The sequence below is a fragment of the Acidovorax sp. LjRoot118 genome (genome assembly GCF_964253575.1).
In the GTDB taxonomy this organism is placed as follows: domain Bacteria; phylum Pseudomonadota; class Gammaproteobacteria; order Burkholderiales; family Burkholderiaceae_C; genus Acidovorax.
Genome location: NZ_CAXURB020000001.1, coordinates 2,932,448 through 2,956,661 on the forward strand (window position 1 = coordinate 2,932,448; position 24,214 = coordinate 2,956,661).

Here is a 24,214-nt window from a genome sequence, read left to right on the forward strand (position 1 = left end):
GGGGTCGGCTGTGGCTGCGCCATCATCACGCCCACCCTTCCAGCACCACCTTGCCGCGCGCCTTGCCCGATTCGAGCAGCGCATGCGCCTTCTTCAGGTTCTCGGCGTTGATGCTGCCAAAGCGCTCGGCCAGCGTGGTGCGCACCAGGCCCGCATCGACCAGGGCGGCCACTTCGTTGAGCAGGTGGTACTGGCCGACCATGTCGGCGGTGCCGAACAGCGAGCGGGTGAACATGAGCTCCCAGTGGATGGAGACGGACTTGCGCTTGAAGGGCATCACGTCGAGTGCCTGGGGGTCGTCGATCAGGCCGAACTTGCCTTGCGGCGCAATGGCTTCGATGATCTGCGCCAGGTGCTCGTCGGTCTGGGTCAGGCTGACGATGTAATCCACCGTCGGGAAGCCGATGGCCTTGAGTTCCTCGGCCAGCGGCTTGCTATGGTCGATGACGTGGTGGGCGCCCAGCTCCTTCACCCAGGCCTGGGTTTCGGGGCGCGATGCGGTGCCGATCACCGTGAGGCTGGTGAGCCGCGAGGCCAGCTGCGTCATGATGGAACCGACCCCGCCCGATGCGCCGATGATCAGCAGCGTCTTGCCCTCGGGCTTCTTGCCAGGGGCGATGCCCAGACGGTCGAACAGCATTTCCCACGCGGTGATGGCCGTGAGGGGCAATGCGGCGGCCTGGGCAAAGTCGAGCGTCTTGGGCGCATGGCCCACGATGCGCTCGTCCACCAGGTGCAGCTCGGCATTCGTGCCGGGGCGGGCGATGGAGCCGGCGTACCACACGCGGTCGCCGGGCTGGAACAGGGTGACGTCGGGGCCCACGGCCTTCACGATGCCGCTGGCGTCCCAGCCCAGTACCTTGTAGTCCTGCCCTTCGACCGGGGCGCTGCGCGAGCTGCTGCCGCGCACCTTGGTGTCCACGGGGTTCACGGAGACGGCCTTGACCTCCACCAGCAGGTCGTGGCCGGTGGCCACGGGTTCGGGCAGGGTGATGTCGAGCAGCGCATCGGGGTGGCTGATGGACTGGGATTGCTGGTAACCAACGGCTTTCATGGGACGGGTCCTTTCAGGGGATAGCGTAAGCAAAAAAGAAGACAGTTGAACGGGTCAGGCGATTTCCAGGTCGACGGCAGTTGCCTCGTACGCCGCGTAGTCGCTGTAGCCCGATGCATCGCCGCCGAACAGCGCCTTGGCATCGAACGCGGCCAGCGGCAGGCCATCGCGCAAGCGCCGAGGCAGGTCGGGGTTGGCAATGAAGGGCCGGCCAAACGCCACCAGGTCGGCAAAGCCATCGCTCAGCACCTGGCTGGCACGTGCAGCGTCGTAGCCGCCGGCCACGATCACCCGGCCCTGGTAGGCCTGGCGCAGCGCGGTGCGGAAGGCGTCGGGGATCTGCGGCGCATCGGCCCAGTCGGCCTCCACCAGGTGCAGGTAGGCCAGGCCCGTGGCGTCAAGCTGGCGCGCCAGGTGCAGTATGGTGGGAATGATCTCTGGGCAGTCCATGCCGCGCTGGGTGATGAAGGGGGCCAGCCGCATGCCGGTGCGCTCGGCGCCGGCCTCGCTGGCCACGGCGGCGGCCACCTCCAGCGCAAATCGCGTGCGCCCTTCCAGCGTGGCGCCGGTGTAGGCGTCGGTGCGCTGGTTCGAGGTGGTGCGCAGGAACTGGTCGATCAGGTAGCCATTGGCGCCATGGATTTCCACGCCGTCGAAACCGGCGCGCATGGCATTGGCGGCCGCGCGGCGGAAGTCGCCGACCACGCCCGCGATGCCCTGCTCGCTCAGCGCACGCGGCACGGGGCTGTCGACCATGCGGCCCACGCCATCGGCGCCCGCCACCCACACCTGGGCCTGGGGCGCAATGGCCGAGGGTGCCACCGGCAGTCCGTCGGCATGGAAGCTGGCGTGCGACATGCGGCCCACGTGCCACAGCTGCAGCACCATGCGCCCGCCCTCGGCGTGCACCGCATCGGTCACGCGGCGCCAGCCGTCCACCTGCGCGTCGCTGTAGATGCCAGGGGTGAAGCTGTAGCCCTGGCCTTGCGGCGAGATCTGCGCGGCTTCGCTCACGATCAGGCCGGCGCTGGCGCGCTGGGCGTAGTACTGCGCCATCAGCGCATTGGGCACGTCGCCCGGCTGGCTGCTGCGGGCGCGCGTCATGGGCGCCATCACGATGCGGCTGGGCAGCGCCAGGGGGCCCAGTTGCAGGGGGCGGAACAAGGGGGACGCGGTGGCGGTCATAAGCGGGGGCTCCGGTGACGGTGAGGGCGGGACGGCGACAGTGCCGTTGACATGCCGCAATGGTCCGCCTTTGCGCATGATTGAAAAACCCCTACCCCATTGAAGCCACTTTCAATAAAATATTGAAGATCAGGCCATCGCCCTGCCCCTTTACCCATGAAAGCCCTGCAAGACCTCGACATCTTCGTGCGCACCGTGGACAACGGCAGCCTCTCCGCCACCGCCCGCGCGCTCGACCTCACGCCCGCCGCCACCAGCGCAGCCCTCAAGCGCCTGGAGGCCGAGCTGGGCGTGCAGCTGTTCGTGCGCTCCACACGCAGCCTGCGGCTCACGCAGCAGGGCGAGCAGTTCCTGGAGCAGTGCCGCCCGGCGCTGGCCGCGCTGCAGCAGGCCGGCCAGCAACTGGCGGCCGGCGAGCAGGCGCTGCGCGGGGTGCTGCAGCTGTCGGCCCCGTCGGACCTGGGGCGCAATGAGCTGCTGCCCTGGCTGCACGCGTTCCAGGAGCAGCACCCGCAGGTGGATATCCGCCTGCAGCTGTCGGACCGCGTAGCCAATGTCTACAGCGACCCGGTGGACGCCGCCTTTCGCTATGGCAAGCCGCCCGACTCGGGCCTGGTCGCCCTGCCCCTGGCGCCCGGCGTGCGCCGCGTGCTGTGCGCATCGCCCGCCTACATCGAGCGGCATGGCGCACCGGCCACCCCGCATGAACTCACGGGGCACGACTGCCTGTGCTTCATGCTGGGCGACGAGGTGCATGACCGCTGGCGCTTCACGCCCGGTGATGGCGGCCCCGAGGTGACCGTGCGCGTGCGCAGCGTCAACGTGTCGAACGACGGCGACGCCGTGCGCCGTTGGGCCCTGCTGGGCAAGGGCATCGCCTACAAGGCGGGGCTCGATGTGGCGGCGGATCTGGCCGCGGGCCGGCTGCAGGCGCTGTGCCCGGGGTGGACCACGGAGCCCACGCCGCTGTTCCTGGTGGTGCCCAGCCGCCGCCAGCTCACGCCGCTGGTGCGGGCGCTCAGGGACTTCGTGGCGGCGCGCACGGCGGTGCTGGAGGCATCCCTGGGCCGCTGAGGACCAAAACAGGCATGGCTACACGATGCCCGTGGCCCTGGCCGGGCGATGCTCCTCCTGCAGGATGGCCGAGAGCTTTTCGAGGGCCACGCGCAGTTGCTCCTGGCTCATGGCCCCGCCGAGCGAGATGCGCAGGGCCTTGTGCACGGACTCGTCCGCACGGAAGGCATCGGCATCGGCAACGCCCACGCCACGCTGCTGCGCGATCTGGATCAGCCGGTACGGATCGGCCAGCGGCGGCAGCTCCAGCCACAGGTGCAGGCCATGCGGGTGGCACTGCACGCCCTGGGGCAGCAAGCGGCCCGCCAGGCGTTGCCGCTGCGCCAGTTCGTGGCGCACCAGCTTGACCATGTCATGCGCCATACCGGTCTCGATGGCATGGGTCGCTACCGCCGTCATCCACGAGGCCGGCATGAGGCTGATGGAGCGCAGGGCATCCAGCACCGGCGTGATCGCCGCCCCGTGCGGCATGGCGATGAAGGCCGTGCGCAGGCCGGGCGCCAGGCACTTGGACAGGGTGGAGATGTAGTAGACGGGCGCGCCATGCTTGGCACCCGACGGGCCCGCCAGTGCAGCCAGCGGGGCCGGGGCATCGCCGGCGATGCGCCAGTACGGGTCGTCCTCGATGATGGCCAGCCCATGCCGGCTTGCCACCGCATGCAATGCGGCGCGGCGCTCGGCCGACAGCGTGCGCGTGGTCGGGTTGTGGATGGTGGGGTTGAGGTACAGGACGCGCGCACCGCCGCGTGCGCAAGCGTCCTCCAGCGCATCGGGCGACATGCCTTGCGCATCGGCTGCCACCGCAACGACCGACCGATCCAGCGTCTGCGCCGCGGCCAGCAGACCCGGGTAGGTCAGCCCTTCGGTGAGCACGCAGTCGCCAGGGCGCGAGCAGGTGAGCAACAGCGCACCCAAGGCCGATTGCCCCCCGGGGCAGATGACGATGCGCCCTGGGTCCACCGCCCCCAGCATGGGCTGCAGCCATACTGCGGCCGCCTGCCGGTCCACCGGCGCGCCGGCCCCCACGTGGTAGCTCATGAGCGGATCGCCGCTGCCCATGCGCTCCTGTGCATGGGCGACCCCGGCACGCATCAGCTGGGCAAAGAAGGAGCCATCCAGCAGCGGCGGGATGTTCATGCCCAGGTCGACCGTCGTGTCCTGGCCCGATGCCTTGCGCTTGATGTAGGAGCCCCCCGCGCCCTGCGCCTCCAGCAGGCCCAGCGCCCGCAGCTCAGAGTACGCCCGGGTCACGGTCGTCAGGTCCACGCCCAGTGCCGTGGCCAGTTCGCGCTGCGGCGGCAGGCGGTCGCCCGGGCGCAGCACCAAGTCGTCCACCGCCGTGGCGATCTGCCGCACGATCTGCTGGTAGCGGGCTCCGCCTTGCTCTATCAAGGGGCGGATCCATGCCCGGTTGGGGTTCTTGAGCTTGCGGGCTGCCTCCATCTTGTATGGCTCCTTTGAATTTTTCTACGCAGACAAGCTGGGCACAAATCCATACAATAACAACATGCATGGAAAAATCCAAATATTGCGTGGATATTTCCCTGCCATTGTCCATACAAGCGAGGAAACACAAAATGGATTGGGTCCCCGTCGTCTTCATCACCTTCAAGGTGCTCGTGTTCGGAACGGGCATGTTCTTCGCCATCAAGTGGCATTACGACCAGGGCAAGAAGGAAAAGGACAAAGACAGGGAGAAATAACGCGACCTGCGGACGCGCGTTCCAGGACCTGCGGCCCCTCAGCCGGGCGGGCCGGCCAGCGGGCCGAAGACGCTGGCCGAGAGGTCGCGTGCGGACATCCAGCGCAGCACGTCCCTTGCGGGCATGGGGGCCGCGATGTGAAAGCCCTGCAGCAGATCGCAACCCTGCTCGCGCAACACCTGCATCTGGGCCTGCGTTTCAACCCCCTCGGCCACCACCTCCATGCGCAGCCCGTGCGCAAGCTGGATGATGGCCTGCACCACGTGGCGCGCCTGCTCGCTGCTGGCCAGGTCGGTGACGAAGCTGCGGTCGATCTTGAGCTGCTGGGCGGGAATGTGGCGCAGGTGCGCCAGTGACGAGTAGCCGGTGCCGAAGTCGTCGATGGACAGCCGCACCCCCAGGGCCGCGATGCGTTCGAGCGTAGCGCGCTCCTGCACGGAGTGCTCCATCATGGTCGATTCGGTGATCTCGCACACCAGCTGCGAAGGGCGCACGCGGTGCGCCGCCAGGGCCTGGCCGATGCGTTCCACCAGATCGGGCTGGCGCAACTGGAAAGGCGACAGGTTGATGGACATGCGGCAATGCAGGCCCTGCCCGCGCCACTGCGCGAGCTGGGCACAGGCCGTGTCGATCACCCAGTTGCCGATGGCGCCGATGAGGCCATAGCGCTCCGCCAGCGGAATGAACAGCTCAGGGCTCACCTGCCCGAATTTGCGGTGCTTCCAGCGCAGCAGGGCTTCCATGCCGCGCACCCGCCCCGACACGCAGTCCACCTCGGGTTGGTAATGCAGCGCCAGCTCTCCGCGCTCCAGCGATTCGCGCAGCGCCTGCCGCATCAGGACTTCTTCGGCCCCATCCTCGGACATGGATTTTTCGTACAGCACGCAGCAACTGCCGCCGGCGCGCTTGGCCTCGTACATCGCCGCATCGGCGCAGGCCAGCAGGCGGTCGCCCGAGGGCTCCTGCGCGGGGTGCAGCACCACGCCGATGGAGCACGACAGGGAGACCCGGTGGCGGCCCACCGAATACGGGCGCCGCAGCACCTCGATGATGCGGCCGCCCACGCGCATGGCATCCTCGCCTGCCGTGGGCGATTCGATCAGCGCCACGAACTCGTCACCGCCGAGCCGGGCCAGCAGCTCGGCACCCCGCACCACCGACTGCAGGCGCCGCGCCACCTCCTTGAGCACGCCGTCGCCCGCGGCGTGGCCGAAGCTGTCGTTGATGGGCTTGAAGCCATCGAGGTCGATGAACATCACGCCCAGCTCGCGGGGCACGCCCGCAATCTCGCCCTGCGCGGCAATGCGCTGCACCGCCTGGTCCAGGTGCTCGTGGCACATGGCGCGGTTGGGCAGGCCGGTGAGCGGGTCTTCGAAGGCCTGGCGCTGCAGCTGGTCGTTGGCCCGGCGCAGATCCGCATTGGCCTGGCGCAGGGAGTCGGCCAGGTCGGAAATGCGGCGCTCGGCCTCCTTGCGCGCGGTGACGTCGCGCGACAGGGCGATGAAGGTGGGCCCCTCCTGCCCCTCCTGCCCGTCGTCTGCCGGTTTGCGCGCCACCGACAGCTCGAACCAGCGCTCTCCGCCAGGCAGGTGCAGGCGGTAGGTGCGCGGGCTGGCATGCCCCAGGGTGCGCGCCTCGGCGGCGGCGGCCAGGGCCAGTTCACGCAGCTTGGGCGAGAGGGCCTCGCCGACCGTGCGGCCCACCAGTGCGCGGTGCTGCGTGGCCAGTTCTTCGGTGGCGGGCGCATTGCACTGGACGAAGCGGCCCTGGGCATCGAGTTCGAACAGCAGGTCGGGCAGCGCATCGAGGATGGCCGCATTGCGCGCCTGCGCGCGCTGCAGGTCACGCTGGATGCCGAAGTTCCTGAGCAGGTGCCGCAGCCGGTGGCCCAGGATGGGCCAGTTCACGGGCTTGGAGATGAAATCCGTCGCGCCAGCGGCGTAGGCGTTCTCGACGGACGCCACATCGTCATTGCCCGTGACCAGCACGATGGGCACGAACGGGCCGGCCTCCTGGCGCAGGATGCCGCACAGCTCGTAGCCGTTGAGGCCCGGCATCTCCACATCCAGCAGCACCAGCGAGCAGGCCGATTGGCGGAACGCCAGCAGCGCCGAGGCCCCGTCCTCGGCCAGCACGGGCTCGAAGCCGAGCTTGCGCACGGCGGCCCGCAGCATGGCGCGCATGCCAGGGTCGTCGTCGGCGATCAGCACGCGGATGGCAGCCACCGGGGCCATCTCAGGCGCTTGCCCATCGATCAGGGCCAGGGCCTCCTTGCTCATGGGTGCGCCTCCAGCACGGCCTGCAGGCCGGCCACGGTGCGGCGGTGGGCGTCGTGCAGGTGCGCCAGCCCCTGGCGCACCGCTGGCGCATCGCCTGCAAGCGCACGGCGTTCGACACTGCGCAGGCCCTCGGCCATCTCCAGCGCGCCGGCATGGGCGGCCGAGGACTTGAGTCCGTGGGCCATGCGCGCGGCATCGGCCAGTCGGCCATCGGCCAGTGCCTGCTCCATGTCGGCCAGGCCTTTGGAAGCAGTACCAAGGAAGCCTGCCACCACCTCGCGCAGCAGCCCGGTGCCGCCCTGCTCGTCCAGGTACAGCAGGGTCTCGACCGCGTGCGCGTCGATGGCCGCCGCGTGGTCATCGGCCGGCACCCCGGGATCCTGGGGCACATCCACGGGCGGGTCACTCCGGGCCTGCAGCCAGGGCGCAAGGGCCGCGGCCAGGGTATCGATGCCATAGGGCTTGGCGATGAAGCCGTCCATCCCGCTGGCGCGGCAGCGGGCGGCATCGTCGGCACCGGCATTGGCCGTGAGCGCGATGATGGGCAGGCTGGCCCCGCGGCCATCGGGCAGGCCGCGTATCGCCCGGGTGGCGGCATAGCCATCCACCACGGGCATCTGGCAGTCCATGAGCACGGCATCGAAGTCGTGCGCGCGCACCTGCTCGATGGCCTGCGCGCCGTCGTGCGCCTCGCGCCAGGCCAGGCCCAGCTTGCGCAGCATGCCCGCCGCCACGGCGCGGTTGACCGGGTGGTCCTCCACCAGCAGCACCGTGCCCTGCAGCCGGGGCACGGCGTCCACAGCCGCCCCGGCAGCACCTTCCTCACGATGCTCGGTACGGGCCGGCACCGGGCCGGCCATGGGCAGCTCCAGCTGCACCGTGAAACGCGATCCGGCGCCCGGCTGGCTGTGCACCGCGATGTCGCCGCCCATGGCCCGGGCCAGGTCGCGGCAGATCGCCAGCCCCAGGCCCGTGCCGCCAAAACGGCGCGTGGTCGATCCGTCGGCCTGGGCAAAGCGCTCGAAGATGCGCTGCTGCGCCTCGGCCGGTATGCCGATGCCCGAGTCCTGCACCACGATGTCCACCTGGGCGCGCCCGGCCACCGGCGCTGGCGCCACCCACACCTGCACAGCCACCCGGCCCTGTTCCGTGAACTTGATCGCATTGCCGATGAGGTTGGCCACAATCTGGCGCAGGCGCAGCGGGTCGCCCACCAATTGGCACTCGGGCATCTGCCACTTCACCTGCGCCTGCAGGTCCAGGCCCTTGGCCAGCGCGGGCTGCACGAACATGGCCTGCGCGCCATCGATCTCGCGCCGCAGGTCGAAGTCGACCCGCTCCAGCCGCAGTTGCCCGGCCTCGATCTTGGAGACATCCAGCACGTCGTCGATCAGCGCCAGCAGGTGCCGGCCCGAGGCCTGCACAGCGCCGGCCCACCCGCGCTGCTCGCTGCTCAGGCCGCTGCCGAGCAGCAGCTCGTTCATGCCCAGCACGCCATTGAGCGGCGTGCGGATCTCGTGGCTGATGGTGGCCAGAAACTCGCTCTTGACCAGGGCCAGTTGCTCGGCGGCCAGGCGCGCACGCTCCAGTGCCCACTGGGCCGCATAGTCCTTGCGCACGATGAACTCGCGCCACCAGCCCACCCCCACCGCCAGCAAAAACAGCGTGAGCACGTGGTAGGACCAGTAGGCCGCCTCGGCCGCCGACTGGCCGGGGTGCCACCACAGCGTGGCACAGAAGACCGCGAGGATGGACAGGCCCGCCATCAGCGCCCAGCGGAACTGCAGGCCCAGCACGATGAAGCAATAGAACTCCAGAAAGGTGAAGTTCAGGATGCCAACCCACGAGGTCAGCCCCTCGCCCCCGGCCGCATCGATGCGCAGCAATATCCAGAACAGGCACAGCGACAGCGCCACGATGAAGCCGGCCAGCACCGGCTGCCAATGCCGGCGCGTCTGCGGCAAAAAGGTGTACGCCAGGCCCAGCAGCAAAATGGGCACGGCCACCTGCAGCCTGAGCGCGTTGCCCGCCACCGTGGGGTAGGCCAGCCAGTCGACCAGGAAGTCGCCCAGCACCAGCAGCAGGCCCAGCACCAGCGCGCCCTGGGCATAGCGGTGGTAGAACGACAGGTAGTGCTCGCCAAACGCATGCTCGACCTGCGCCGATTCAAAGCGCAGCAGCACCCTTAGGCGCAAGGTGGGCGCGGAATCCTCAGAGGTGCGGGGGGGCCCGCTGGCGGTGCCCATGGGCGAGGAATGGAAGCGTTGTAGAAGGGCAGTATGGGGATATCGTATAACGAATTGTTACTTTTGCGCAGCAGAGATTGGCGATGCCCCAGCAAGCCAGTCGGATGCAAGGCGCAGCACGTAGGTTGCCGCCACCAGATCAGGCCATAGGCTGCGCCGGCCGCGCATGCGGCAAGTTGAACGTAAGCACGATCCGCTCCCGCCCCGGAACCTGCGTCCTTACTGCACCAGGGATGTCGATGTAAGAGCGGCCCCTCAACAGCCGGTCCGGCTGCATGAAGCCCGCAAACACCTCGATGGTGATGCCCCCGCTGTCGTCCACCGCAACGTCCTGCGGGCGGATGCCATCGAAGTCAGGCCAAGCGTAGCCCAGCAACTGCTCGGTGGCAGCCTTGCGCGCGCCCGCCTTGCCGCGCACCACCAGCCGAGCCAGGTCGAGCGACCCATCCCACTCCAGCCACAGCGCCAATGCGCCGCTGTCGTGCTTCACCGTGGCCAGTTTCACTGCATGGTAAAAACCATCGGCTGCCAAAGCCTGCAAGGCCGGCAGGTAGGCACTGCGGTCCACGCCGCAGGCATCCAGCACTATCTGCAAGCCAGCCAAAAACGCGGCATGGGCCGCCAGCGCGCGCTCGGGGGCAGGCAACAGGGCAATGGCATTCCAGTCGGCCGCGACCTCCACCTCGGTGCAGCCATCGAACACCTCGCCGGTCCAGGCGGCGGGATGTTCCACCCCGTAGATATTGACCTTGGCGATGTCCCTGCCCGTGCGCAGCCCAAGCTTGCGCAGAGTCTTGTGCAACTGGTACTCGATGGGCCCGAGCAGCCACAGCTCGGGCAGGAACCCGGGCACACCGCTGCTGCGCGAGTGCCGCGCCAGGTCACGCAGCGCCCGGCCCGGCGTTGCCGGGGGTGTCATGGCATCGCCCTGCCCTTCGCCACCTCGATCAATTGGGCCGCTTCATGATGACCTGGCGCAGCTCTTCGTACTCGCTGCGCGTCACGGCCTGGGCGTCGTAGGCCTTCACCAGGTCATCGAGCTCGCGGCCCTTGGAGAACTTGACTCCCTCCTGCACGGTCACGCGCGAAGTGCTGCTGCTGACGCAGCCGGCCAGCGATGCCAGGCATGCGCAGACGATGGTGATGGTGGCAATCCGATGGTTGTTGTGCTTGTTCATGGCGCTGTTCTCAATCACTTCACGCTGTCGATCAGCCGGCGGCGCTGGCTGTCGTACTCGCGGCTGCTCAATGCGCCGTTGTTGAACGCGCTCTTGAGGTCGATCAACTGCTGGCCAATGGTCGCCTCCACCGGCGCGCGGACAACGTCGGTTGAACTGCATGCCGGCAGGGCCAGCACGGCCGCCGCAGCCAGGAACGCCATAGTTGGGAATTTCATGCACCCTCCTCCTTTGATTTCAGACGCTGAATCCTAGCCCACTTCCAGGAGGCAGAAGGCATGGAAGTGACTTTGGCGCCCCCTTCCCTTTTCGTCTGCGCCCTTGCTTTCATCTATGCTCACATCGCCATGCACCTCATCACACCAACGCCTCTGCAGGACCTGCTGCTCGACCCCGCAACCCACCCGCGCGGCCAGGCCCACCTGAGCGCGGCCAGCGGGCTGGTGCGGTCCGGCGCATTGCTCTACCTGGTGGCGGACGATGAGCACCACCTGGGCCTGCTGCCTGCCGGCGCAGCCGTGCTGCAGCACTTGCCACAGGCACCGCTGGTGCAGTTGCACCGCATCCTGCCAGGCGACCTGCCAGCCGAGCCGAAGGCTCGCAAAAAGCGCAAGCCCGATCTGGAAGCGCTGGCCCTGCTGCCCGCGTCGCCCGCACACCCGAGCGGGGCGCTGCTGGCCCTCGGGTCCGGGTCCAAGCCCAATCGGCAGCGGGGCGTTGTCATCGCGCTCGATGCCACCGGGCGCCCCGATGGCGCTGCGCAGGTGGTGGACCTGTCTGTGCTCTACGCGCCCCTGCGCTCGGAGTTTGCGGACTTGAATATCGAAGGCGCATTCATCGGAAATGACTGTCTGCACCTGCTACAGCGCGGCAACAAGGGCGATGCGCGCAATGCCTGCATCAGCTACCCACTGGCCCCATTGCTGGCTTGGCTCGCTGGCACGCGCACGGAGCCACCGGTGGCGCTGCGCACCACCCAGTTCGACCTGGGCTCGGTGGACGGTGTGCCACTGGGCTTTACCGATGGCGCGGCCTTGCCCAATGGCGAGGGCTGGCTGTTCAGCGCCGTGGCCGAGAACACCGACGACAGCTATGCGGACGGCGAATGCGTGGCATCGGCCATCGGCTGGGTGGGTGCGGATGGGGTGCTGGAACGCATGGCGCCGCTGCAGGGGGCGCCCAAGGTCGAAGGTATTGCGCTGGCGGGTGACCGGCTGCTGATGGTCACGGATGCGGACGATCCGGAGCGTGCGTCGCGGTTGCTGTTGATCGCGCTCGCTTGAACTGGGGCGGCCTCGCTGCCCCAGCCAACAATGCACACCTCAATGCTTGGCTGGTGTCACTCAGCGTCCGACCCGATGGGCGGCGGCACCGCGAGCCACGAATTTTGGTCCAGTGTTCGCCATGCACATCCTCGTTCACAACCGGGGTGATATGGGTTGGGTACAAGGCATCCCGTCCATCCTTGCGCGGGCCGGAGATCGAGTAGCGATCACCTGTTCATGCAGCCCCGGCATCGTACCAATGACGGAATTTCGCAAAAGCGACTACATTATAAAAATCAACGAACAGCCCAATCATAAAATGACTTTGCAACCGAAATTCGCGACTGATGCTCTCGATAGACTTGCAGAACGTGTTGACTATGAAGAATGGTTTCTTGAGGCGATACATTCTATCGCGGAGCAAGATTTATTTCCATCGTGGCCTGATGCAGTAATTTACCCTATAAACCAACCAAAGCCCATATACTACACCTTTGGTCGCGGCAATGTTATTCTCGGCGACTGGCGACCTGGATTCTTGGCAGCCGGAGCACCTTTAATTTTTATTTGCACATTCAAGATACTGGATATGCTTATAGAATGGATCCTAAATGAGAATGGACTTCCATCATCTTTTCGATTTCAAGAAAAACTGAAAAATCTAAAGAACTCTCCCAAATTCCCGCCAGTTATAGAATGTCGTCCATGGCTGCAAGAAAGACTCATCGGTTTATATGCCGAACTTGAACCACTTCGCGGAACAGTAATTCATGATAAACATTTCACGTCGACAGGCGGTGGAATTGAGGTATCCAGTTCAAAGAAGGGTGCAGTTGGACCACCCCTCAGCATTTGCGCCGATAGCCTGAGAAAGCTTGGTTTAACAATTGTGAGCATCCTGAAGTATGTCAAAGGCACTTGGCTGATTGACGATTTTCGCGAAAAGTTACTCCGTCACCACCTAGATGAACTCTCCATCATTCACAAGCTTCCTTCACTTGGGCAAAAATATCCTTTTCATACTCAAGTGCGCCTTTACACCCATGAATCAAATTTATCTTCCATTGATCCGAAGACTATCACGAAAAACCTTTGCGAAAGGTATACAGATCATGATTGCTCATTCGATCTACGCGTACTGGTCGTAGAAAATCACAACATAATGGACGCCTACTTCTTTCCATGGCAAATTCTCACGAGCCAGAATTCATTTTGGCAACAAGAAATTGACATAAAAAACTTCAAAACAGAAATACCAAATGATATAAAATCAGAGCACTTAGGCTGAAGCGCCATCTAATGAAAAATCGATTAAAACATTAGTTATATAATATTTTTAGAGCATGAATTGCTAAATATTTGACAACTACAGTTCATCGTCCGAGGGGAGAAGTATCAGCGTTTTGGTCATGCAAATGCCCCCTTGAACGCCGCCCCCAACACCCAATCCACCGAACTTAAGCCAATCTACCCCTTGTAAGTCATGTTCGGATGCGGCTTCACATGGCGCCTGGGTCTGGGCTGAGATCGGCCCGCCACCCTGCGCACCAGATTCTTGCCCAGCAACGCAATCGCATCTGCAATCAAGCCCTGTATGTCCTGAATGGCCAGCAGCGCACGCGCCAGCCAACGCTGCATCACGTGCGCTGCGTATGCGCGGTTGCACACCCGCTCATCGGGCTGCAACTGCTGGGCGGTCTGCGCTGCCATGCACACCAGTGCTGCCAGGTTGTCCGCCAGTACCTTGGCCGCCACATCCACCAGCAATGCCTGCTGCGTCAGCCCAGAGATGCATTCGAGCTTGAGGCGCTGCTTGAGCCTCTTGAACGCCTCTTCAATGCGCCAGCGCTGGTGGTACAAGTGCCCAAACACCGATGCCGGGAAGTCCTGCGCGGGCAGGTTGGTTGCCATCACCCGCACCTGCCCGGTGCTGGATACACAGCGCACCAGCCGCACCCAGGGTGGTGCACCTGAGCACTCGTAGTCCTTGGCATCCTGTGCACTGGGCGCTCTCAGTTGCACCACGGCCTCAGCCTGGTGGCTTTGCAAGAACGCCTGCATGGCGCTCCAGCCATTGGCCTTGTCGCAGCGCATGCAAAAGCCTATACCCCGCTCCTGCAGATGGGCCACCAGCCAACTGGCGGGATAGCTCCGGTCCAGCACCAGCACATCCAAAGGCTCCAACTGCTCCAAAGCCTCGAACAACATCTGCCGCTCAGGCACCTGCGCACCATGCACCCGGGCGTGCAGGCACAGCTCAGCGCCAGGCAGGTACAAGGCAAACAGGCGCTGGTCCGCGCTGGCCACCCGCAGCCGATGGCAGGCGCGCAAGGCAGGCATCAACACACTGGCGTCACCAGCCACCACGCGCCGCCCTCGCCAGCGTGGCACCCAGGCCTGCGCGCCCGCAAGCAAGCGCGCATTGAGCCCATGCAGGGCATTCCAATCGAGGTGGCTGCGGGCCTTGGCAAAGGCGCGATCAGAGACGCCGCGCACATACCCGAGCCCAATCCCAGGCCCAATCCCAGTCCCAAGCGCATCACCGTCAGAGCCCAGGCTGCCAAAGAAGCCGTCCAGCATGACTTGCTGGGAAGAGCCGCGCTGACACAGCAAGGCCCCGATGAGATGCGGCAAGGGCAGTTTGCGGCTGCGCGTGAAGGCATTGGGGTGCTGCGCCAGCCGTGCGGCTTGGGCAAAGGCATCGCTGTGGATGTGCTGGCTCAGCTCGCTGAGCAGGTGCGCAAGTGCAGTGCCATCAATGCCAAGTGTTAACCCTGAGTCTTCTTGCCATGGGGGTGTTCATTGTCAAGTGAAGATTTGCAAGAAAACCCAATCAAATCATTGGGTTACAGTGGGTATTTTAGCTTAAGTTCGGTGGATTGCCCCAACACCCTCACAGCCTTTCTCCCCCGTCCACCCCGCACCCGCGAATGCAACACCACCGGCAGCTGCGGCAACGCCGACAGCCCAGCCGCGCGCCTACCTGCACCGCCCCCAGCGGCACCATGCGCGGCGCGAGGGCGGCTATGCCCAGCCCCGCAATCACAGCCGCAGACACAGCCGCCACCCCGCCCCCCACAAACGCCTCGCGCCAGGGCACACCAGCCTCGTCGAGCAACTGGCTGGCCATCACCCGCACGCCGCAAGGCTCAGCCAGCGTGACGATGGGCAGTGGCTCGCCCGCGCAATGCTGCCAGGTGGGCGCAGCAAACCAGCCAAAGGGCTCTTCGGCCAGCACCTGCCCATCGCTGCGGTCGGCGTGAAAGCGCACGATGGCCACATCGAGTTCGCGCCGGTCATAGGCCTGCAGCAGGCCGCCAGAGGAGCCGATGCGGATCTCGATCACCAGGCCCGGGTCGTGTGCGTTCATGCGGGCGATGAGGGCGGGCAGGTCGGGCCCGGCCACGTGGTCGCTGATGCCGATGGCAATGCGCTCGCGGTCGCGTTGCTCGGCAAAGGTGGCCAGGGTGCGCTGGTGTACGGCGAGCAGTTCGCGTGCGGGTGCCAGAAAGGCCGCGCCGCGTGCCGACAGCTCGACATGGCGCGGGGTGCGTTCGATAAGGCGACAGCCGAGGCGGTCTTCCAGGCGCTTGAGTTTCAGGCTCACTGCGGCCTGGGTGGTCTGCATGACCTCGGCCGCGCGGGTAAAACTGCCCAGCATCGCCAATTTCAGCAGTCGATCGCCACGATGCACACCTGGCACTATCTGACAGTGCCCACGTCCGCGGCCCCCCGAACGTTGGCCAGCAGTGGGTCAGTAGGTTGCCACCAGCTTGGCCGCCAATGCCTTGGCACCCGCTCGCCAAGAGGCTTCTCTGGCAGCAGCGTTGGTTCTGATCACATCTGCGGCCACTGGCTCCACCGGGCCGCCCAGAACCGACAGATAGTCTCTTGCCGTCCAGAGCACGCGCCCCCCGCTGTCCTTCAGCTCTAAACGCATGCGCAATGTGGGCACCAGGTTGGAGCTGAATCCGTTGGGGATGCTGAAGCCATAACCTTCCACCAATATGTGCAACGTCGCGCTCCCTGCGTCCCGGGTGTCCCTCAGCGGGAACTTGCCCGACTGGCGCAACTGGGCGAGCGTCTCTTCGTAAGCGATCTGATCGATGGTGGCCCCAGAGGAGACCTCTTTCTGGAACGCGTCGCGCGTGGCATCCCTGCTGGACTGCGTTGCCAAGGCGCCCACGACGCCAAACACCATGTGCGTTGCGCCGCCGGGCCCCATGTACGTCATCTTTTCCGGTACCGCCACCTCTCTGCTTACTACCACGGACTTGATGGCCGCCCGGTCGGCGCCTGATATCTGCGCGGTGGTTGCGCACCCAGATAGAAATACCGCCATTGCAGCCAGTGCCAGAATCCTTGAGAGCATCGATCATTCCTTGAAAAGTAAGCCGTTCGAAACATGCCGAGGCGTGCGAGCATAGCGGTGAAATGTGACTGCGGCGACGCTTCAATGGCATGTGCACCGGCGCACCTCACGCAGGCATCTTCCCCGGAACAGGTGTGGGTGGGCGCGGCTACCGCGTTGCGTGGAAAGACTACCCAGCATCCAGCAAGGCTGACACGCACTATCGGCAAGCCCTGACAGGCGGCGGCCGCCAAGTTGCTGACACAATGTTGCTATGCATACTCAGCATCTACCCCGTGCCAACCCAGCATTTCTCATCGGCTTCATGCCCCTGGCGGGCACACGGCAGGATTGCGAAGACTGCGCGCGGGGCGAGCGCCTTGGCTTTCAGTTCGAGTATGCGTACCAGCCCATTGTGGACGTACACACGCGCACGGTGTTTGCGCACGAGGCGCTGGTGCGCGGGCCCGCAGGCGAAGGCGCGTTCAGCGTGCTGTCGCAGGTGACCGAGGCCAACCGCTACCGGTTCGATCAGGCCTGCCGGGTCAAGGCCATCAAGGGGGCGAGCGAGCTGGGCATGCAGGTTCCGGTGTCCATCAACTTCTTGCCCAACGCCATCTACAAGCCCGAGCTGTGCATACGCACCACCTTGGAGGCGGCTCGGGTGCATGGCTTTCCGGTGCAGAACATCATCTTCGAGGTGACCGAGGGCGAGCGCATCAAGGACGGCCCCTGGTTTGCCGAGATTCTGCGCGAGTACCGGCGCCTGGGGTTCAGGACAGCCATCGACGACTTTGGCGCCGGGTACGCGGGCATGAACCTGCTGGCGGATTTTCAGCCGGACCTGATCAAGATCGACATGGACATCATCCGCAACGTGGACACCAACCGGGCACGCCAGGTCATCGTGCGCAACCTGGTGCGGCTGTGCGAAGACATGGGTATCGACGTGGTAGCCGAGGGCATCGAAACCCCGGCGGAGCGGGATTTTCTGCGCGACACCGGCATACGGCTGATGCAGGGCTACCTGTTTGCGCGGCCAGCGTTCCGGGCGATGGCACAGGTCGATGCGGCGGGGTTCGGCGCCGCGCCGGGCTGACGACGGGCGCCTGCCTACAGGCTGGCCGTGTTGCGCCCACTCCACCCGCCGCGGGTTCTCAGGCGCGCTGGCCGTTCTTGATGCGGTAGCTCGGCTGGTACATGGTCACCAGCTCTTCCGACGCAGTGGGGTGCACGGCCATGGTGCGGTCGAAATCGTCTTTGGTGACGCCGGCCTTGAGCGATATGCCCAAGAGTTGCACCATCTCGCCCGCGTCGTGGCCGAGGATGTGGGCGCCCAGCACCTTGCGGCTGGCGGCATCGACGACGAGCTTCATGATCATCTTCTCGGCGCGGCCGGACAGCGTGGCCTTCATCGGGCGGAACTCGGCGCGGTAGACCTCGATCTCGGCATAGCGTTGGGCGGCATCTTCTTCCGACAGGCCCACGGTGCCGATCTCGGGCTGCGAGAACACCGCGGTGGCGATCAGGTCGTGGTCGGGTACGGTGGGCTTGCCGCGGTATTCGGTGTCGATGAAGCACATGGCTTCGTGGATCGCCACCGGGGTGAGCTGCACGCGGTTGGTCACGTCGCCCAGCGCCCAGATGCTGGGCACGTTGGTGCGCGAGTACGCGTCGACGATGATGGCGCCGCGCTCGTCCAGGGCAACGCCGGCCGCCTCCAGCCCCAGGCCGCGGGTGTTGGGGTCGCGGCCCAGCGCCAGCATGATGTTGTCGACGGCGATGGTCTCGCCGTTCTTCGTGGTGGCGATGAGGCCGCCACCGTCACCCTCCACCTTGGTCACGTTCTCGATGACATCGGTGAGCAGGATGCGGATGCCCTTGTCCACCATGGCCTTGTGCAGGCCCTGGCGCATGTCGTGGTCAAAGCGCGAGAGGATTTCCTTGCCGCGGTAGATCAGCGTCACCTCCACGCCCAGGCCGTGGAAGATGTTGGCGAACTCGACGGCGATGTAGCCGCCGCCGGCGATCAGGATGGAGCGCGGCAGCTCGGCCAGGTCAAAGGCCTCGTTGGAGCTGATGCACAGCTCGTGCCCTGGCAGCGCGGCATGCGGGTTGGGCGCACCACCAGTGGCGATGACGATGCGTTCGGCGGTAACGGTCTTGCCGGTCGCCACGATGCGCACCGTGTGCGCGTCGACCAGCTCGGCGCGGCTGTCGATGATCTCGGCGCCGTTGGTGTCCAGGCCACGGCGGTACAGGCCTTCGAGACGGGCGATCTCCTTGTCCTTGGCGGCGATGAGCGCCTTCCAGTCGAAGGTGGGGGTGCCCACCTGCCAGCCGTAGCCCGCAGCATCCTCGAAATGCTCGTGGAACTGCGAGGCGTAGACGAACAGCTTCTTGGGCACACAGCCGCGGATGACGCAGGTGCCGCCAAAGCGGTACTCCTCGGCCACGGCCACCCGCTTGCCCAGCGAGGCGGCCACACGGCCGGCGCGCACGCCGCCGGAGCCGCCACCGATCACAAACAAATCATAGTCATACGTGCCCATGGCATCTTTTCCTTGTCACTGTGTACTGCGGCCCCGTGCACGCACATGCATGGCGCTGGCAGGCAATCTGCATGCGCACGGGGATGGTAAGGCAACGCTGAACAAGAGAGCGCTGCAGGGCCAAGTTCGGCCGCGTGCCGCGTACCAGGGTGGCGGCTCAGGCCCCGACGGCAGTGCCCAGCACCAGGCCCCCTGCAAAAAGCAGCCAGTCATTGGCGATGTGCGCCATGGCGGACACGGCGAGGTTCTTGGTGCGCAGGTAGGCCAGCGACAGCACCAGCCGCGCCGAGCCAATCACCAGCAAGCACTGCGCCACGTTCCAGCCATAGGTGGGCAGGTGCAGGGCGCCGAAGATCAGCGCCGACACCAGCCAGGCCCCCACGATGGCCTGGCCTCGGCTTAGGCCCAGCGGGCCCGACAACCAGGCGAGCACGGCGAGGAAGGGCAGCACGGTGATGATTTCTTCGCCGATGAGTTGGGGGATGGTGCGCGCAAAAAAGGCCATGCGCTCGCCTGTGTCCATGCGCCCGAGCGCACCGAACGCGGGGTTGGAAGCCTCCTCGCCGAACAGACGGTTGACCAGCAGGGCCACCAACACGGTCACCGCGATATTGAGCAGCGCCACGCCCAGGGCCAGGCCCAGGTCGCGCCAGCCCACCCGCCTGAACAGCACCTGCCAGTGCGGCCCGGCCACCGCCCGCAGCGCCAGCAAGGGCACCAGCGGGAACAGGATGGCCGGCACCACCGCGCCCCAAGCCCCCCAGGCTGCAGGCATGGGCAGGTACAGCGCGGCAAAGCCCAGCGCCGCGCCCAGCAGTAGCACGCACCAGCGGCCCGCACCCAGGGCGAGCGGCCGGCCGTTGTAGAAGGGGAAGTCGGCGCCGCCAGGCGTGGCTGCGGGGGTCTGCGCAAGGGTCATGAGGATATGTGCAGGGGGGCGGTAAAGCACATTAGAAGGCATTTCGGTGGGCTGACACTTCACACTGGCCTCACAGCCGTGGGCAACACTTGGCAGGCACATGCCCGTGCGCCCGTTGTACCCGCCTCCAATGAACTTCGTACCCCACCCGCTGCGCCGGTTAGCCCAACCCTTCGTCTTCGCCGGAGCCATCGGCCTGGGCATCTGGCTGTGGCTGAAGCTCGGCGACTTCTCACTGGCCCGCTGCCCGCCCGACCTGGTCTGGTACGGCGGCGCCAGCGGCGACAAGAAATGCAGTTGGCCCCTGGTGGTCTACCTGGCCAAGGACATCGTTGGCGCGGCCCTCACGGGCGCCCTGCCCGTGCTGCTGTGCGCCGCTGTGGCGCCCGCGAACAAGGCGGCTACCGCACGCATCGCCGCCATCGGTACCAGCGCCCTGGCGGTGCTGTACATGCTGGTCAGCACGCACAGCCTGCGGCCTGCCGGTCTGGTCATCGCCGTGGGCCTGACCAGCGCCGCCTCGCCCTGGCTAGCGGCCTTGCTCGTGGCGCGTGCGGTGCGGCCATCGCGCAGGGCGCGGTGCTGACCCTGCTACCCGATCACGGCCCCGAGCAGCACCACAAAGCCCAGCAGCAACCAGTCATTGAGGATGTGCGCCAGGGCAGCGACCGACAGGTTCCTGGTGCGCAGGTACGCGAGCCACAGCACCGCGCGCGAGGTGCTGATGATGATCAGGCTCTGCGCCACGTTCCAGCCATAGGTCGGCAGGTGCAGGGCACCGAACAGCACGGAGGACAAAAGCCACGCACCCACGATGGCCCGGCGCCGTGGCCAGCGCAGCGGGCCGGCCAGCCAGGTGAGCAGCGCCAGGAACGGCAGCACGGTGAGGATCTCTTCGCCAATGAGGTGCGGGATGGTGCTGGCCATGAAGACCAGCCTTTCTTTCGTGCCCATGCCGGCCAGCGCCTTGATCACGGGATTGGGCACGGCGCCAAAGAAGTGCGCGACGATGAGGGCGACGGCCACCGTCACGCCGATGCTGAGGAACACCAGGCCCACGGCCAGCCCCAGGTCGCGCCAGCCCATGCGCCTGAACAGCACCTGCCACTGCGGCCCCGCCACCGCCCTGAGCGCCAGCAGCGGCAACAGCGGGAACACGATGGCCGGGACCACGGCAGCCCAGCCGCCGGACACGCGCCACGCCACCATGGCGGGGATGTACAGCGCACCATAGGCCGCCGCCAAGGCCAGCAGGATGAAGCACCACTGGCGCGCACCCAGCGCCACGGGCTGGCCGTTATAGAAGGGGAAGTCGGCGCCGGGGGGCGCAGTGGTGTGGTCAGGTGTCATGCAAGCCAGGTGGGGTGGTCGGCGAGCCAGGGCGGTCTTGCAGTGGCCGCCAGTGGCATGTGCCTTGGAGAGCATAGCGCGGACCAGCACTTCATACAGGCCTCACAAAACGGGGCAACACTGGCGCACCGTTGGTTCTCTACAAGAAGCTATGCACTATTTGAAAACCGGGCTTCGCTGGTGCGCCCTGCCCTTTGTGTTCGTCGGCGCGATCCTGGTCGGCTGCTGGATGTGGTGGGTCTTCGCACACACCACCGTGGCGGCTTGCCCGCCGCCGCTGGCAGGCTATGGCGGTGACCCTGCCAGCGTGAAATGCGGCCTGCTGCTGGCCGCCCGCCTGGTGCTGGACATTGGCGGGGCATCGATGCCGGGCCTGATGGCGGTGTTTCTCTGCGCGCTGGTGGCACCCGCACAACGACCCGCCGCAGCATGCGCGGCGGCCATCGGGGTCTGCGCGCTGGGGCTGCTGTATTTTCTGGGGACGGTCTCCGTGCGCAGCCCGATGAGGCTGTTGGCCCGGGCCGACTTGGTGGCGTTGGCCGCATCGCCCTGGCTGACGGTCTGGCTCGTTGTCCACCTGAGCCGGAAGCCGCAGGGCCCTAATCGGCCGTGGCGTCCAGCCGGTAGCCAAAGCCGCGCACGGTCTTGATCAGGGCCAGCGCGTGGCCCTCGTCGATCTTGCTGCGCAGGCGGCGCACGTACACGTCGACCACATTGGTCAGGGGGTCCTCGTTGGTGCCCCAGACGTTGGAGAGGATGCGTTCGCGGCTGTACACGCGGCCAGGCGCGCTCATCAGCAGCTCCAGAAAGGCCAGCTCGCGGGCCGTGAGCGCGATGGGCTGGCCGGCGCGGCTGGCCTGCATGCGCTCCAGGTCCAGCACCAGGTCGGCCACCTGCAGGGTGCTGGCGCGCGGGCGTTGCTCGCGGCCCCGGCGCAGCAGGGCCTCGATGCGGGCCAGCAGTTCCTCAAAGGCAAAGGGCTTGGTCAGGTAGTCGTCTGCGCCCAGGCGCAGGCCGTTGACCTTGTCTTCGGTGTTGCTCAGCGCGCTGAGCATCAGCATGGGCATGTGGCGGCCTTCCGCGCGCAGGGTCTGGCACAGCTCCAGCCCGCTCAGGCCGGGCAGCATCAGGTCCAGCAGCAGCAGCACGCCGGGCTCGGCGCCGCGCGCCAGGGCCAGGCCTTCGGGCCCGGTGCGGGCCAGCTCCACGCGGTAGCCCTCGGCCTTGAGGCCGCGCACCAGGAAGTCGGCCACACGCGCATCGTCTTCCACCACCAGGATCTGGTTGTTCATGCCAGCGCCCTCGGCTGCATGCCTGCGGCTTGCACGGTGCCGGGTGGTGGGGCCGCCACCAGCGGCAGCACGATGCGCACCACCGTGCCCTGCTGCGGCACGCTGGCAATATCGACGCGGCCCTGGTGCGCCTGCACGATGGCCTGGGCGATGGACAGGCCGATGCCCGTGCCGTCGGCACGGTGGGCGCGCGCCCGGCGCCCGCGCACAAAGCGCTCGAACACGCGGGGCAAATCGTCCGCGTCGATGCCGATGCCCTCGTCGCGCACCACTACCGCAACCTCAACCGCCCCACTCACCCCACTCGCCCCGGCCATGCCCTGCAGGCCGATGCGCACGGTAGTGCCGCGCGCCGAATAGCGCACCGCGTTGTCGAGCACGATCACCAGCGCCTGGCGCAGGCGGTCGGCGTCGGCCAGCACGGTGACCAGGCCGATGGGCAGTGCACCGCTGTCGTCCAGCAGTTGCACCTGCACGCCCTGCGCAGCGCCCAGGGCGGCGCCCTGCTCTGCGGCGTCGCCCAGCAGGGCGCGCAGGTCCACCGGGGCCGGGTGCATCACCAACTGGTCGGCCTCGGCCTTGGCGATGAGCAGCAGGTCGTGGATGACGCGGGTGAGCTGGTCCACCCCACCCACGATGCGCGCCAGGGTCTGGCGGTATTCGTCGGCAGGCTTGTTGCCGCCGCGCAGCGCGATCTCGGCCTCGCCGCGGATGGAGGTGGCGGGGGTGCGCAGCTCGTGGCCCAGGTCGGCAAACAGCTGGCGGCGGCGCTGGTCCAGGCGCTGCAGGGTGTCGTGCGCGGCGCTCAGCTCCTGGGTGCGGGCCTGCACGGCGTCTTCAAGCCCGCGGCGCGCGGCATCGGCGCGGGCGCGGTGCTGCTGCAGCTCGGCCGCCATGGCGTTGAAGTGCTGGGCCACGCGGTCGAATTCGTCGTTGGAGCCGGTGGCCACGCGGTGGTCCAGTGCCCCGGCCTGCAGGGCCTGCGTGCCTTCGAGCAGCCGGTCCAGCGGGCGCTGCAGGCGCCCCTTGAGGTGCAGCGCCAGCACCACGGCCACCACCAGCGTGATGAGGGCCATGCCGATGGCCTGCGCACGCAGCACATCGAGTCCGCGCTCGGTGGCGGCGCGCGCCACCGGCACGGCCGCGCGCTGGTGTGCAATGGCGCCGTTGATCAGCTCGCGCAGGTCGCGCCCGCGCGCCATGTCGAACACCTCGGTGAGCTCGCCCCACAGGGCCGGAAAGTCGGCCCCCTGCTCCAGCGGCACCAGTTGCGCCAGCCGTGCCTCCACCGCCTGGATGTTGTCGCGCAGCAACTCGGTCACGCCCACGAGCTGGGGCACCTCGGCGGGCATGCTGACGCCCTCGCGGCGCACCAGCTCGGTCCACAGCGCCAGGTCGCGCCGCACCAGGTCGTCGAGGTTGGCGGCGCTGGCAACCATGCTGGCCACCAGGCGCTCGCGCTGCTCGGGCTGGGCATCGGTGTTCATCAGGCGCTGCATGGCCCACACGCGCAGGCGCTGCTTGTTGGCCGACAGGTCCAGCAGCTCGGCCTGGATGTCGCTGGCCAGCCGGCTGTGCTGGGCGTAGTCGTTGACGCGGTTGGCGCCCCAGTACACAAAGGCGGCCTGGATGCAGACCAGGGCCACCAGGGCGGCCAAGGCCAGGGAGAGTCGTGCGCGGTACATGGGGGCGAAAGGCCTGGTCGGGAGGCTCGGATTATGAAGCTTGGCAGGCGCACCGGCGGTGCGCCTGTCAGGCCGGGCGCG

General features: G+C 66.7%; 22 protein-coding genes and 1 pseudogene. 7 read left to right on the forward strand and 16 right to left on the reverse strand.

The genetic code is table 11. From position 1 onward, the window contains the following. Nucleotides 1–25: 25 nt before the first annotated feature. On the reverse strand, nucleotides 26–1,054 hold the full coding sequence (locus tag ACSQ9E_RS13775; RefSeq protein WP_436218118.1) for a zinc-binding alcohol dehydrogenase family protein: 1,029 nt from the start codon (nucleotides 1,052–1,054) through the stop codon (nucleotides 26–28). Between the two features lie 54 nt (nucleotides 1,055–1,108). Next, on the reverse strand, nucleotides 1,109–2,239 hold the full coding sequence (locus ACSQ9E_RS13780; RefSeq protein ID WP_436218119.1) for an alkene reductase: 1,131 nt from the start codon (nucleotides 2,237–2,239) through the stop codon (nucleotides 1,109–1,111). 156 nt (nucleotides 2,240–2,395) lie between these two features. Between ACSQ9E_RS13780 and ACSQ9E_RS13785 the strand changes: the two genes are divergently transcribed. Beyond that, nucleotides 2,396–3,313, forward strand: a complete 918-nt coding sequence (locus ACSQ9E_RS13785) for a LysR substrate-binding domain-containing protein (protein WP_436218120.1) — start codon at nucleotides 2,396–2,398, stop codon at nucleotides 3,311–3,313. A gap of 18 nt (nucleotides 3,314–3,331) precedes the next feature. Here ACSQ9E_RS13785 and ACSQ9E_RS13790 read toward each other — a convergent pair whose 3' ends face one another. Further along, nucleotides 3,332–4,756 carry a PLP-dependent aminotransferase family protein gene (locus ACSQ9E_RS13790; RefSeq protein ID WP_436218121.1) on the reverse strand — a complete coding sequence of 475 codons (1,425 nt, stop codon included), beginning with the start codon at nucleotides 4,754–4,756 and terminating at the stop codon, nucleotides 3,332–3,334. A 134-nt stretch (nucleotides 4,757–4,890) separates the two neighbouring features. Between ACSQ9E_RS13790 and ACSQ9E_RS13795 the strand changes: the two genes are divergently transcribed. Continuing rightward, entirely contained in the window at nucleotides 4,891–5,016 is a 126-nt protein-coding gene (locus ACSQ9E_RS13795) for a hypothetical protein (protein ID WP_322593894.1), read from the forward strand. A gap of 38 nt (nucleotides 5,017–5,054) precedes the next feature. Here the strand turns inward: ACSQ9E_RS13795 and ACSQ9E_RS13800 are convergent, their stop codons facing one another. The 5 genes from ACSQ9E_RS13800 to ACSQ9E_RS13820 form a co-directional block, all read right to left on the reverse strand. Beyond that, the gene (locus tag ACSQ9E_RS13800) at nucleotides 5,055–7,295 is read right to left on the reverse strand and encodes an EAL domain-containing response regulator (protein ID WP_436218122.1); all 2,241 of its coding nucleotides are present in this window, start codon (nucleotides 7,293–7,295) and stop codon (nucleotides 5,055–5,057) included. Further along, nucleotides 7,292–9,541, reverse strand: coding sequence for an ATP-binding protein (locus tag ACSQ9E_RS13805; protein WP_436218123.1), 2,250 nt, complete (start codon nucleotides 9,539–9,541; stop codon nucleotides 7,292–7,294). Before ACSQ9E_RS13805 ends, ACSQ9E_RS13800 begins: the two co-directional genes overlap by 4 nt. Nucleotides 9,542–9,680: 139 nt before the next feature. Next, a complete protein-coding gene (locus ACSQ9E_RS13810) occupies nucleotides 9,681–10,460 on the reverse strand; it encodes a hypothetical protein (RefSeq protein WP_436218124.1) in 780 nt (259 codons plus the stop codon). A 28-nt stretch (nucleotides 10,461–10,488) separates the two neighbouring features. Next, nucleotides 10,489–10,719, reverse strand: coding sequence for a hypothetical protein (locus ACSQ9E_RS13815; RefSeq protein ID WP_057265328.1), 231 nt, complete (start codon nucleotides 10,717–10,719; stop codon nucleotides 10,489–10,491). Between the two features lie 14 nt (nucleotides 10,720–10,733). Then, complete coding sequence (locus ACSQ9E_RS13820) at nucleotides 10,734–10,937, reverse strand: hypothetical protein (RefSeq protein WP_436178192.1); 204 nt, start codon at nucleotides 10,935–10,937, stop codon at nucleotides 10,734–10,736. Between the two features lie 129 nt (nucleotides 10,938–11,066). On the opposite strand from ACSQ9E_RS13820, the gene ACSQ9E_RS13825 reads away from it, so the two are divergent. Both ACSQ9E_RS13825 and ACSQ9E_RS13830 read left to right on the forward strand, forming a co-directional pair. Then, entirely contained in the window at nucleotides 11,067–12,002 is a 936-nt protein-coding gene (locus ACSQ9E_RS13825) for a DUF6910 family protein (RefSeq protein ID WP_436218125.1), read from the forward strand. Between the two features lie 121 nt (nucleotides 12,003–12,123). After that, nucleotides 12,124–13,272 (forward strand): hypothetical protein, encoded by a 1,149-nt coding sequence (locus ACSQ9E_RS13830; RefSeq protein WP_436218126.1) that lies wholly within the window; start codon nucleotides 12,124–12,126, stop codon nucleotides 13,270–13,272. A gap of 179 nt (nucleotides 13,273–13,451) precedes the next feature. On the opposite strand, the gene ACSQ9E_RS13835 is transcribed toward ACSQ9E_RS13830, so the two are convergent. The 3 genes and pseudogenes from ACSQ9E_RS13835 to ACSQ9E_RS13845 all read right to left on the reverse strand — a co-directional run bounded on the left by ACSQ9E_RS13835 (nucleotide 13,452) and on the right by ACSQ9E_RS13845 (nucleotide 16,356). After that, complete coding sequence (locus ACSQ9E_RS13835; protein ID WP_436220221.1) at nucleotides 13,452–14,744, reverse strand: IS4 family transposase; 1,293 nt, start codon at nucleotides 14,742–14,744, stop codon at nucleotides 13,452–13,454. An 86-nt stretch (nucleotides 14,745–14,830) separates the two neighbouring features. Continuing rightward, nucleotides 14,831–15,645 (reverse strand): annotated as a pseudogene (locus ACSQ9E_RS13840) (LysR family transcriptional regulator). A gap of 93 nt (nucleotides 15,646–15,738) precedes the next feature. Next, entirely contained in the window at nucleotides 15,739–16,356 is a 618-nt protein-coding gene (locus ACSQ9E_RS13845; protein WP_436218127.1) for a hypothetical protein, read from the reverse strand. Between the two features lie 253 nt (nucleotides 16,357–16,609). Between ACSQ9E_RS13845 and ACSQ9E_RS13850 the strand changes: the two genes are divergently transcribed. After that, on the forward strand, nucleotides 16,610–17,434 hold the full coding sequence (locus tag ACSQ9E_RS13850; RefSeq protein ID WP_436218128.1) for an EAL domain-containing protein: 825 nt from the start codon (nucleotides 16,610–16,612) through the stop codon (nucleotides 17,432–17,434). A 58-nt stretch (nucleotides 17,435–17,492) separates the two neighbouring features. Here the strand turns inward: ACSQ9E_RS13850 and gor are convergent, their stop codons facing one another. Together gor and ACSQ9E_RS13860 are read right to left on the reverse strand one after the other, a co-directional pair. Further along, nucleotides 17,493–18,887, reverse strand: coding sequence for a glutathione-disulfide reductase (gor, locus tag ACSQ9E_RS13855; RefSeq protein WP_436218129.1), 1,395 nt, complete (start codon nucleotides 18,885–18,887; stop codon nucleotides 17,493–17,495). A gap of 157 nt (nucleotides 18,888–19,044) precedes the next feature. Next, nucleotides 19,045–19,806 (reverse strand): CPBP family glutamic-type intramembrane protease, encoded by a 762-nt coding sequence (locus ACSQ9E_RS13860; protein WP_436218130.1) that lies wholly within the window; start codon nucleotides 19,804–19,806, stop codon nucleotides 19,045–19,047. Between the two features lie 130 nt (nucleotides 19,807–19,936). On the opposite strand from ACSQ9E_RS13860, the gene ACSQ9E_RS13865 reads away from it, so the two are divergent. Further along, nucleotides 19,937–20,392 carry a hypothetical protein gene (locus tag ACSQ9E_RS13865; protein WP_057265342.1) on the forward strand — a complete coding sequence of 152 codons (456 nt, stop codon included), beginning with the start codon at nucleotides 19,937–19,939 and terminating at the stop codon, nucleotides 20,390–20,392. A gap of 5 nt (nucleotides 20,393–20,397) precedes the next feature. On the opposite strand, the gene ACSQ9E_RS13870 is transcribed toward ACSQ9E_RS13865, so the two are convergent. Further along, entirely contained in the window at nucleotides 20,398–21,156 is a 759-nt protein-coding gene (locus tag ACSQ9E_RS13870) for a CPBP family intramembrane glutamic endopeptidase (protein WP_436218131.1), read from the reverse strand. A gap of 151 nt (nucleotides 21,157–21,307) precedes the next feature. Between ACSQ9E_RS13870 and ACSQ9E_RS13875 the strand changes: the two genes are divergently transcribed. Next, on the forward strand, nucleotides 21,308–21,805 hold the full coding sequence (locus ACSQ9E_RS13875; protein WP_436218132.1) for a hypothetical protein: 498 nt from the start codon (nucleotides 21,308–21,310) through the stop codon (nucleotides 21,803–21,805). On the opposite strand, the gene ACSQ9E_RS13880 is transcribed toward ACSQ9E_RS13875, so the two are convergent. Both ACSQ9E_RS13880 and ACSQ9E_RS13885 read right to left on the reverse strand, forming a co-directional pair. Further along, on the reverse strand, nucleotides 21,756–22,448 hold the full coding sequence (locus tag ACSQ9E_RS13880) for a response regulator transcription factor (protein WP_436178182.1): 693 nt from the start codon (nucleotides 22,446–22,448) through the stop codon (nucleotides 21,756–21,758). The two genes, ACSQ9E_RS13875 and ACSQ9E_RS13880, sit on opposite strands and share 50 nt — an antisense overlap. Then, nucleotides 22,445–24,133 (reverse strand): ATP-binding protein, encoded by a 1,689-nt coding sequence (locus tag ACSQ9E_RS13885; RefSeq protein ID WP_436218133.1) that lies wholly within the window; start codon nucleotides 24,131–24,133, stop codon nucleotides 22,445–22,447. Before ACSQ9E_RS13885 ends, ACSQ9E_RS13880 begins: the two co-directional genes overlap by 4 nt. Nucleotides 24,134–24,214 lie beyond the last annotated feature (81 nt).

What these genes read in the sequence shown, in the direction of transcription:
- ACSQ9E_RS13775 (WP_436218118.1), bottom strand. Translation starts at nt 1,054, where the DNA reads ATGAAAGCCGTTGGTTACCAGCAATCCCAGTCCATCAGCCACCCCGAT.
- ACSQ9E_RS13780 (WP_436218119.1), bottom strand. Translation starts at nt 2,239, where the DNA reads ATGACCGCCACCGCGTCCCCCTTGTTCCGCCCCCTGCAACTGGGCCCC.
- ACSQ9E_RS13785 (WP_436218120.1), top strand. Translation starts at nt 2,396, where the DNA reads ATGAAAGCCCTGCAAGACCTCGACATCTTCGTGCGCACCGTGGACAAC.
- ACSQ9E_RS13790 (WP_436218121.1), bottom strand. Translation starts at nt 4,756, where the DNA reads ATGGAGGCAGCCCGCAAGCTCAAGAACCCCAACCGGGCATGGATCCGC.
- ACSQ9E_RS13795 (WP_322593894.1), top strand. Translation starts at nt 4,891, where the DNA reads ATGGATTGGGTCCCCGTCGTCTTCATCACCTTCAAGGTGCTCGTGTTC.
- ACSQ9E_RS13800 (WP_436218122.1), bottom strand. Translation starts at nt 7,295, where the DNA reads ATGAGCAAGGAGGCCCTGGCCCTGATCGATGGGCAAGCGCCTGAGATG.
- ACSQ9E_RS13805 (WP_436218123.1), bottom strand. Translation starts at nt 9,541, where the DNA reads ATGGGCACCGCCAGCGGGCCCCCCCGCACCTCTGAGGATTCCGCGCCC.
- ACSQ9E_RS13810 (WP_436218124.1), bottom strand. Translation starts at nt 10,460, where the DNA reads ATGACACCCCCGGCAACGCCGGGCCGGGCGCTGCGTGACCTGGCGCGG.
- ACSQ9E_RS13815 (WP_057265328.1), bottom strand. Translation starts at nt 10,719, where the DNA reads ATGAACAAGCACAACAACCATCGGATTGCCACCATCACCATCGTCTGC.
- ACSQ9E_RS13820 (WP_436178192.1), bottom strand. Translation starts at nt 10,937, where the DNA reads ATGAAATTCCCAACTATGGCGTTCCTGGCTGCGGCGGCCGTGCTGGCC.
- ACSQ9E_RS13825 (WP_436218125.1), top strand. Translation starts at nt 11,067, where the DNA reads ATGCACCTCATCACACCAACGCCTCTGCAGGACCTGCTGCTCGACCCC.
- ACSQ9E_RS13830 (WP_436218126.1), top strand. Translation starts at nt 12,124, where the DNA reads ATGCACATCCTCGTTCACAACCGGGGTGATATGGGTTGGGTACAAGGC.
- ACSQ9E_RS13845 (WP_436218127.1), bottom strand. Translation starts at nt 16,356, where the DNA reads ATGCTCTCAAGGATTCTGGCACTGGCTGCAATGGCGGTATTTCTATCT.
- ACSQ9E_RS13850 (WP_436218128.1), top strand. Translation starts at nt 16,610, where the DNA reads ATGCATACTCAGCATCTACCCCGTGCCAACCCAGCATTTCTCATCGGC.
- gor (WP_436218129.1), bottom strand. Translation starts at nt 18,887, where the DNA reads ATGGGCACGTATGACTATGATTTGTTTGTGATCGGTGGCGGCTCCGGC.
- ACSQ9E_RS13860 (WP_436218130.1), bottom strand. Translation starts at nt 19,806, where the DNA reads ATGACCCTTGCGCAGACCCCCGCAGCCACGCCTGGCGGCGCCGACTTC.
- ACSQ9E_RS13865 (WP_057265342.1), top strand. Translation starts at nt 19,937, where the DNA reads ATGAACTTCGTACCCCACCCGCTGCGCCGGTTAGCCCAACCCTTCGTC.
- ACSQ9E_RS13870 (WP_436218131.1), bottom strand. Translation starts at nt 21,156, where the DNA reads ATGACACCTGACCACACCACTGCGCCCCCCGGCGCCGACTTCCCCTTC.
- ACSQ9E_RS13875 (WP_436218132.1), top strand. Translation starts at nt 21,308, where the DNA reads ATGCACTATTTGAAAACCGGGCTTCGCTGGTGCGCCCTGCCCTTTGTG.
- ACSQ9E_RS13880 (WP_436178182.1), bottom strand. Translation starts at nt 22,448, where the DNA reads ATGAACAACCAGATCCTGGTGGTGGAAGACGATGCGCGTGTGGCCGAC.
- ACSQ9E_RS13885 (WP_436218133.1), bottom strand. Translation starts at nt 24,133, where the DNA reads ATGTACCGCGCACGACTCTCCCTGGCCTTGGCCGCCCTGGTGGCCCTG.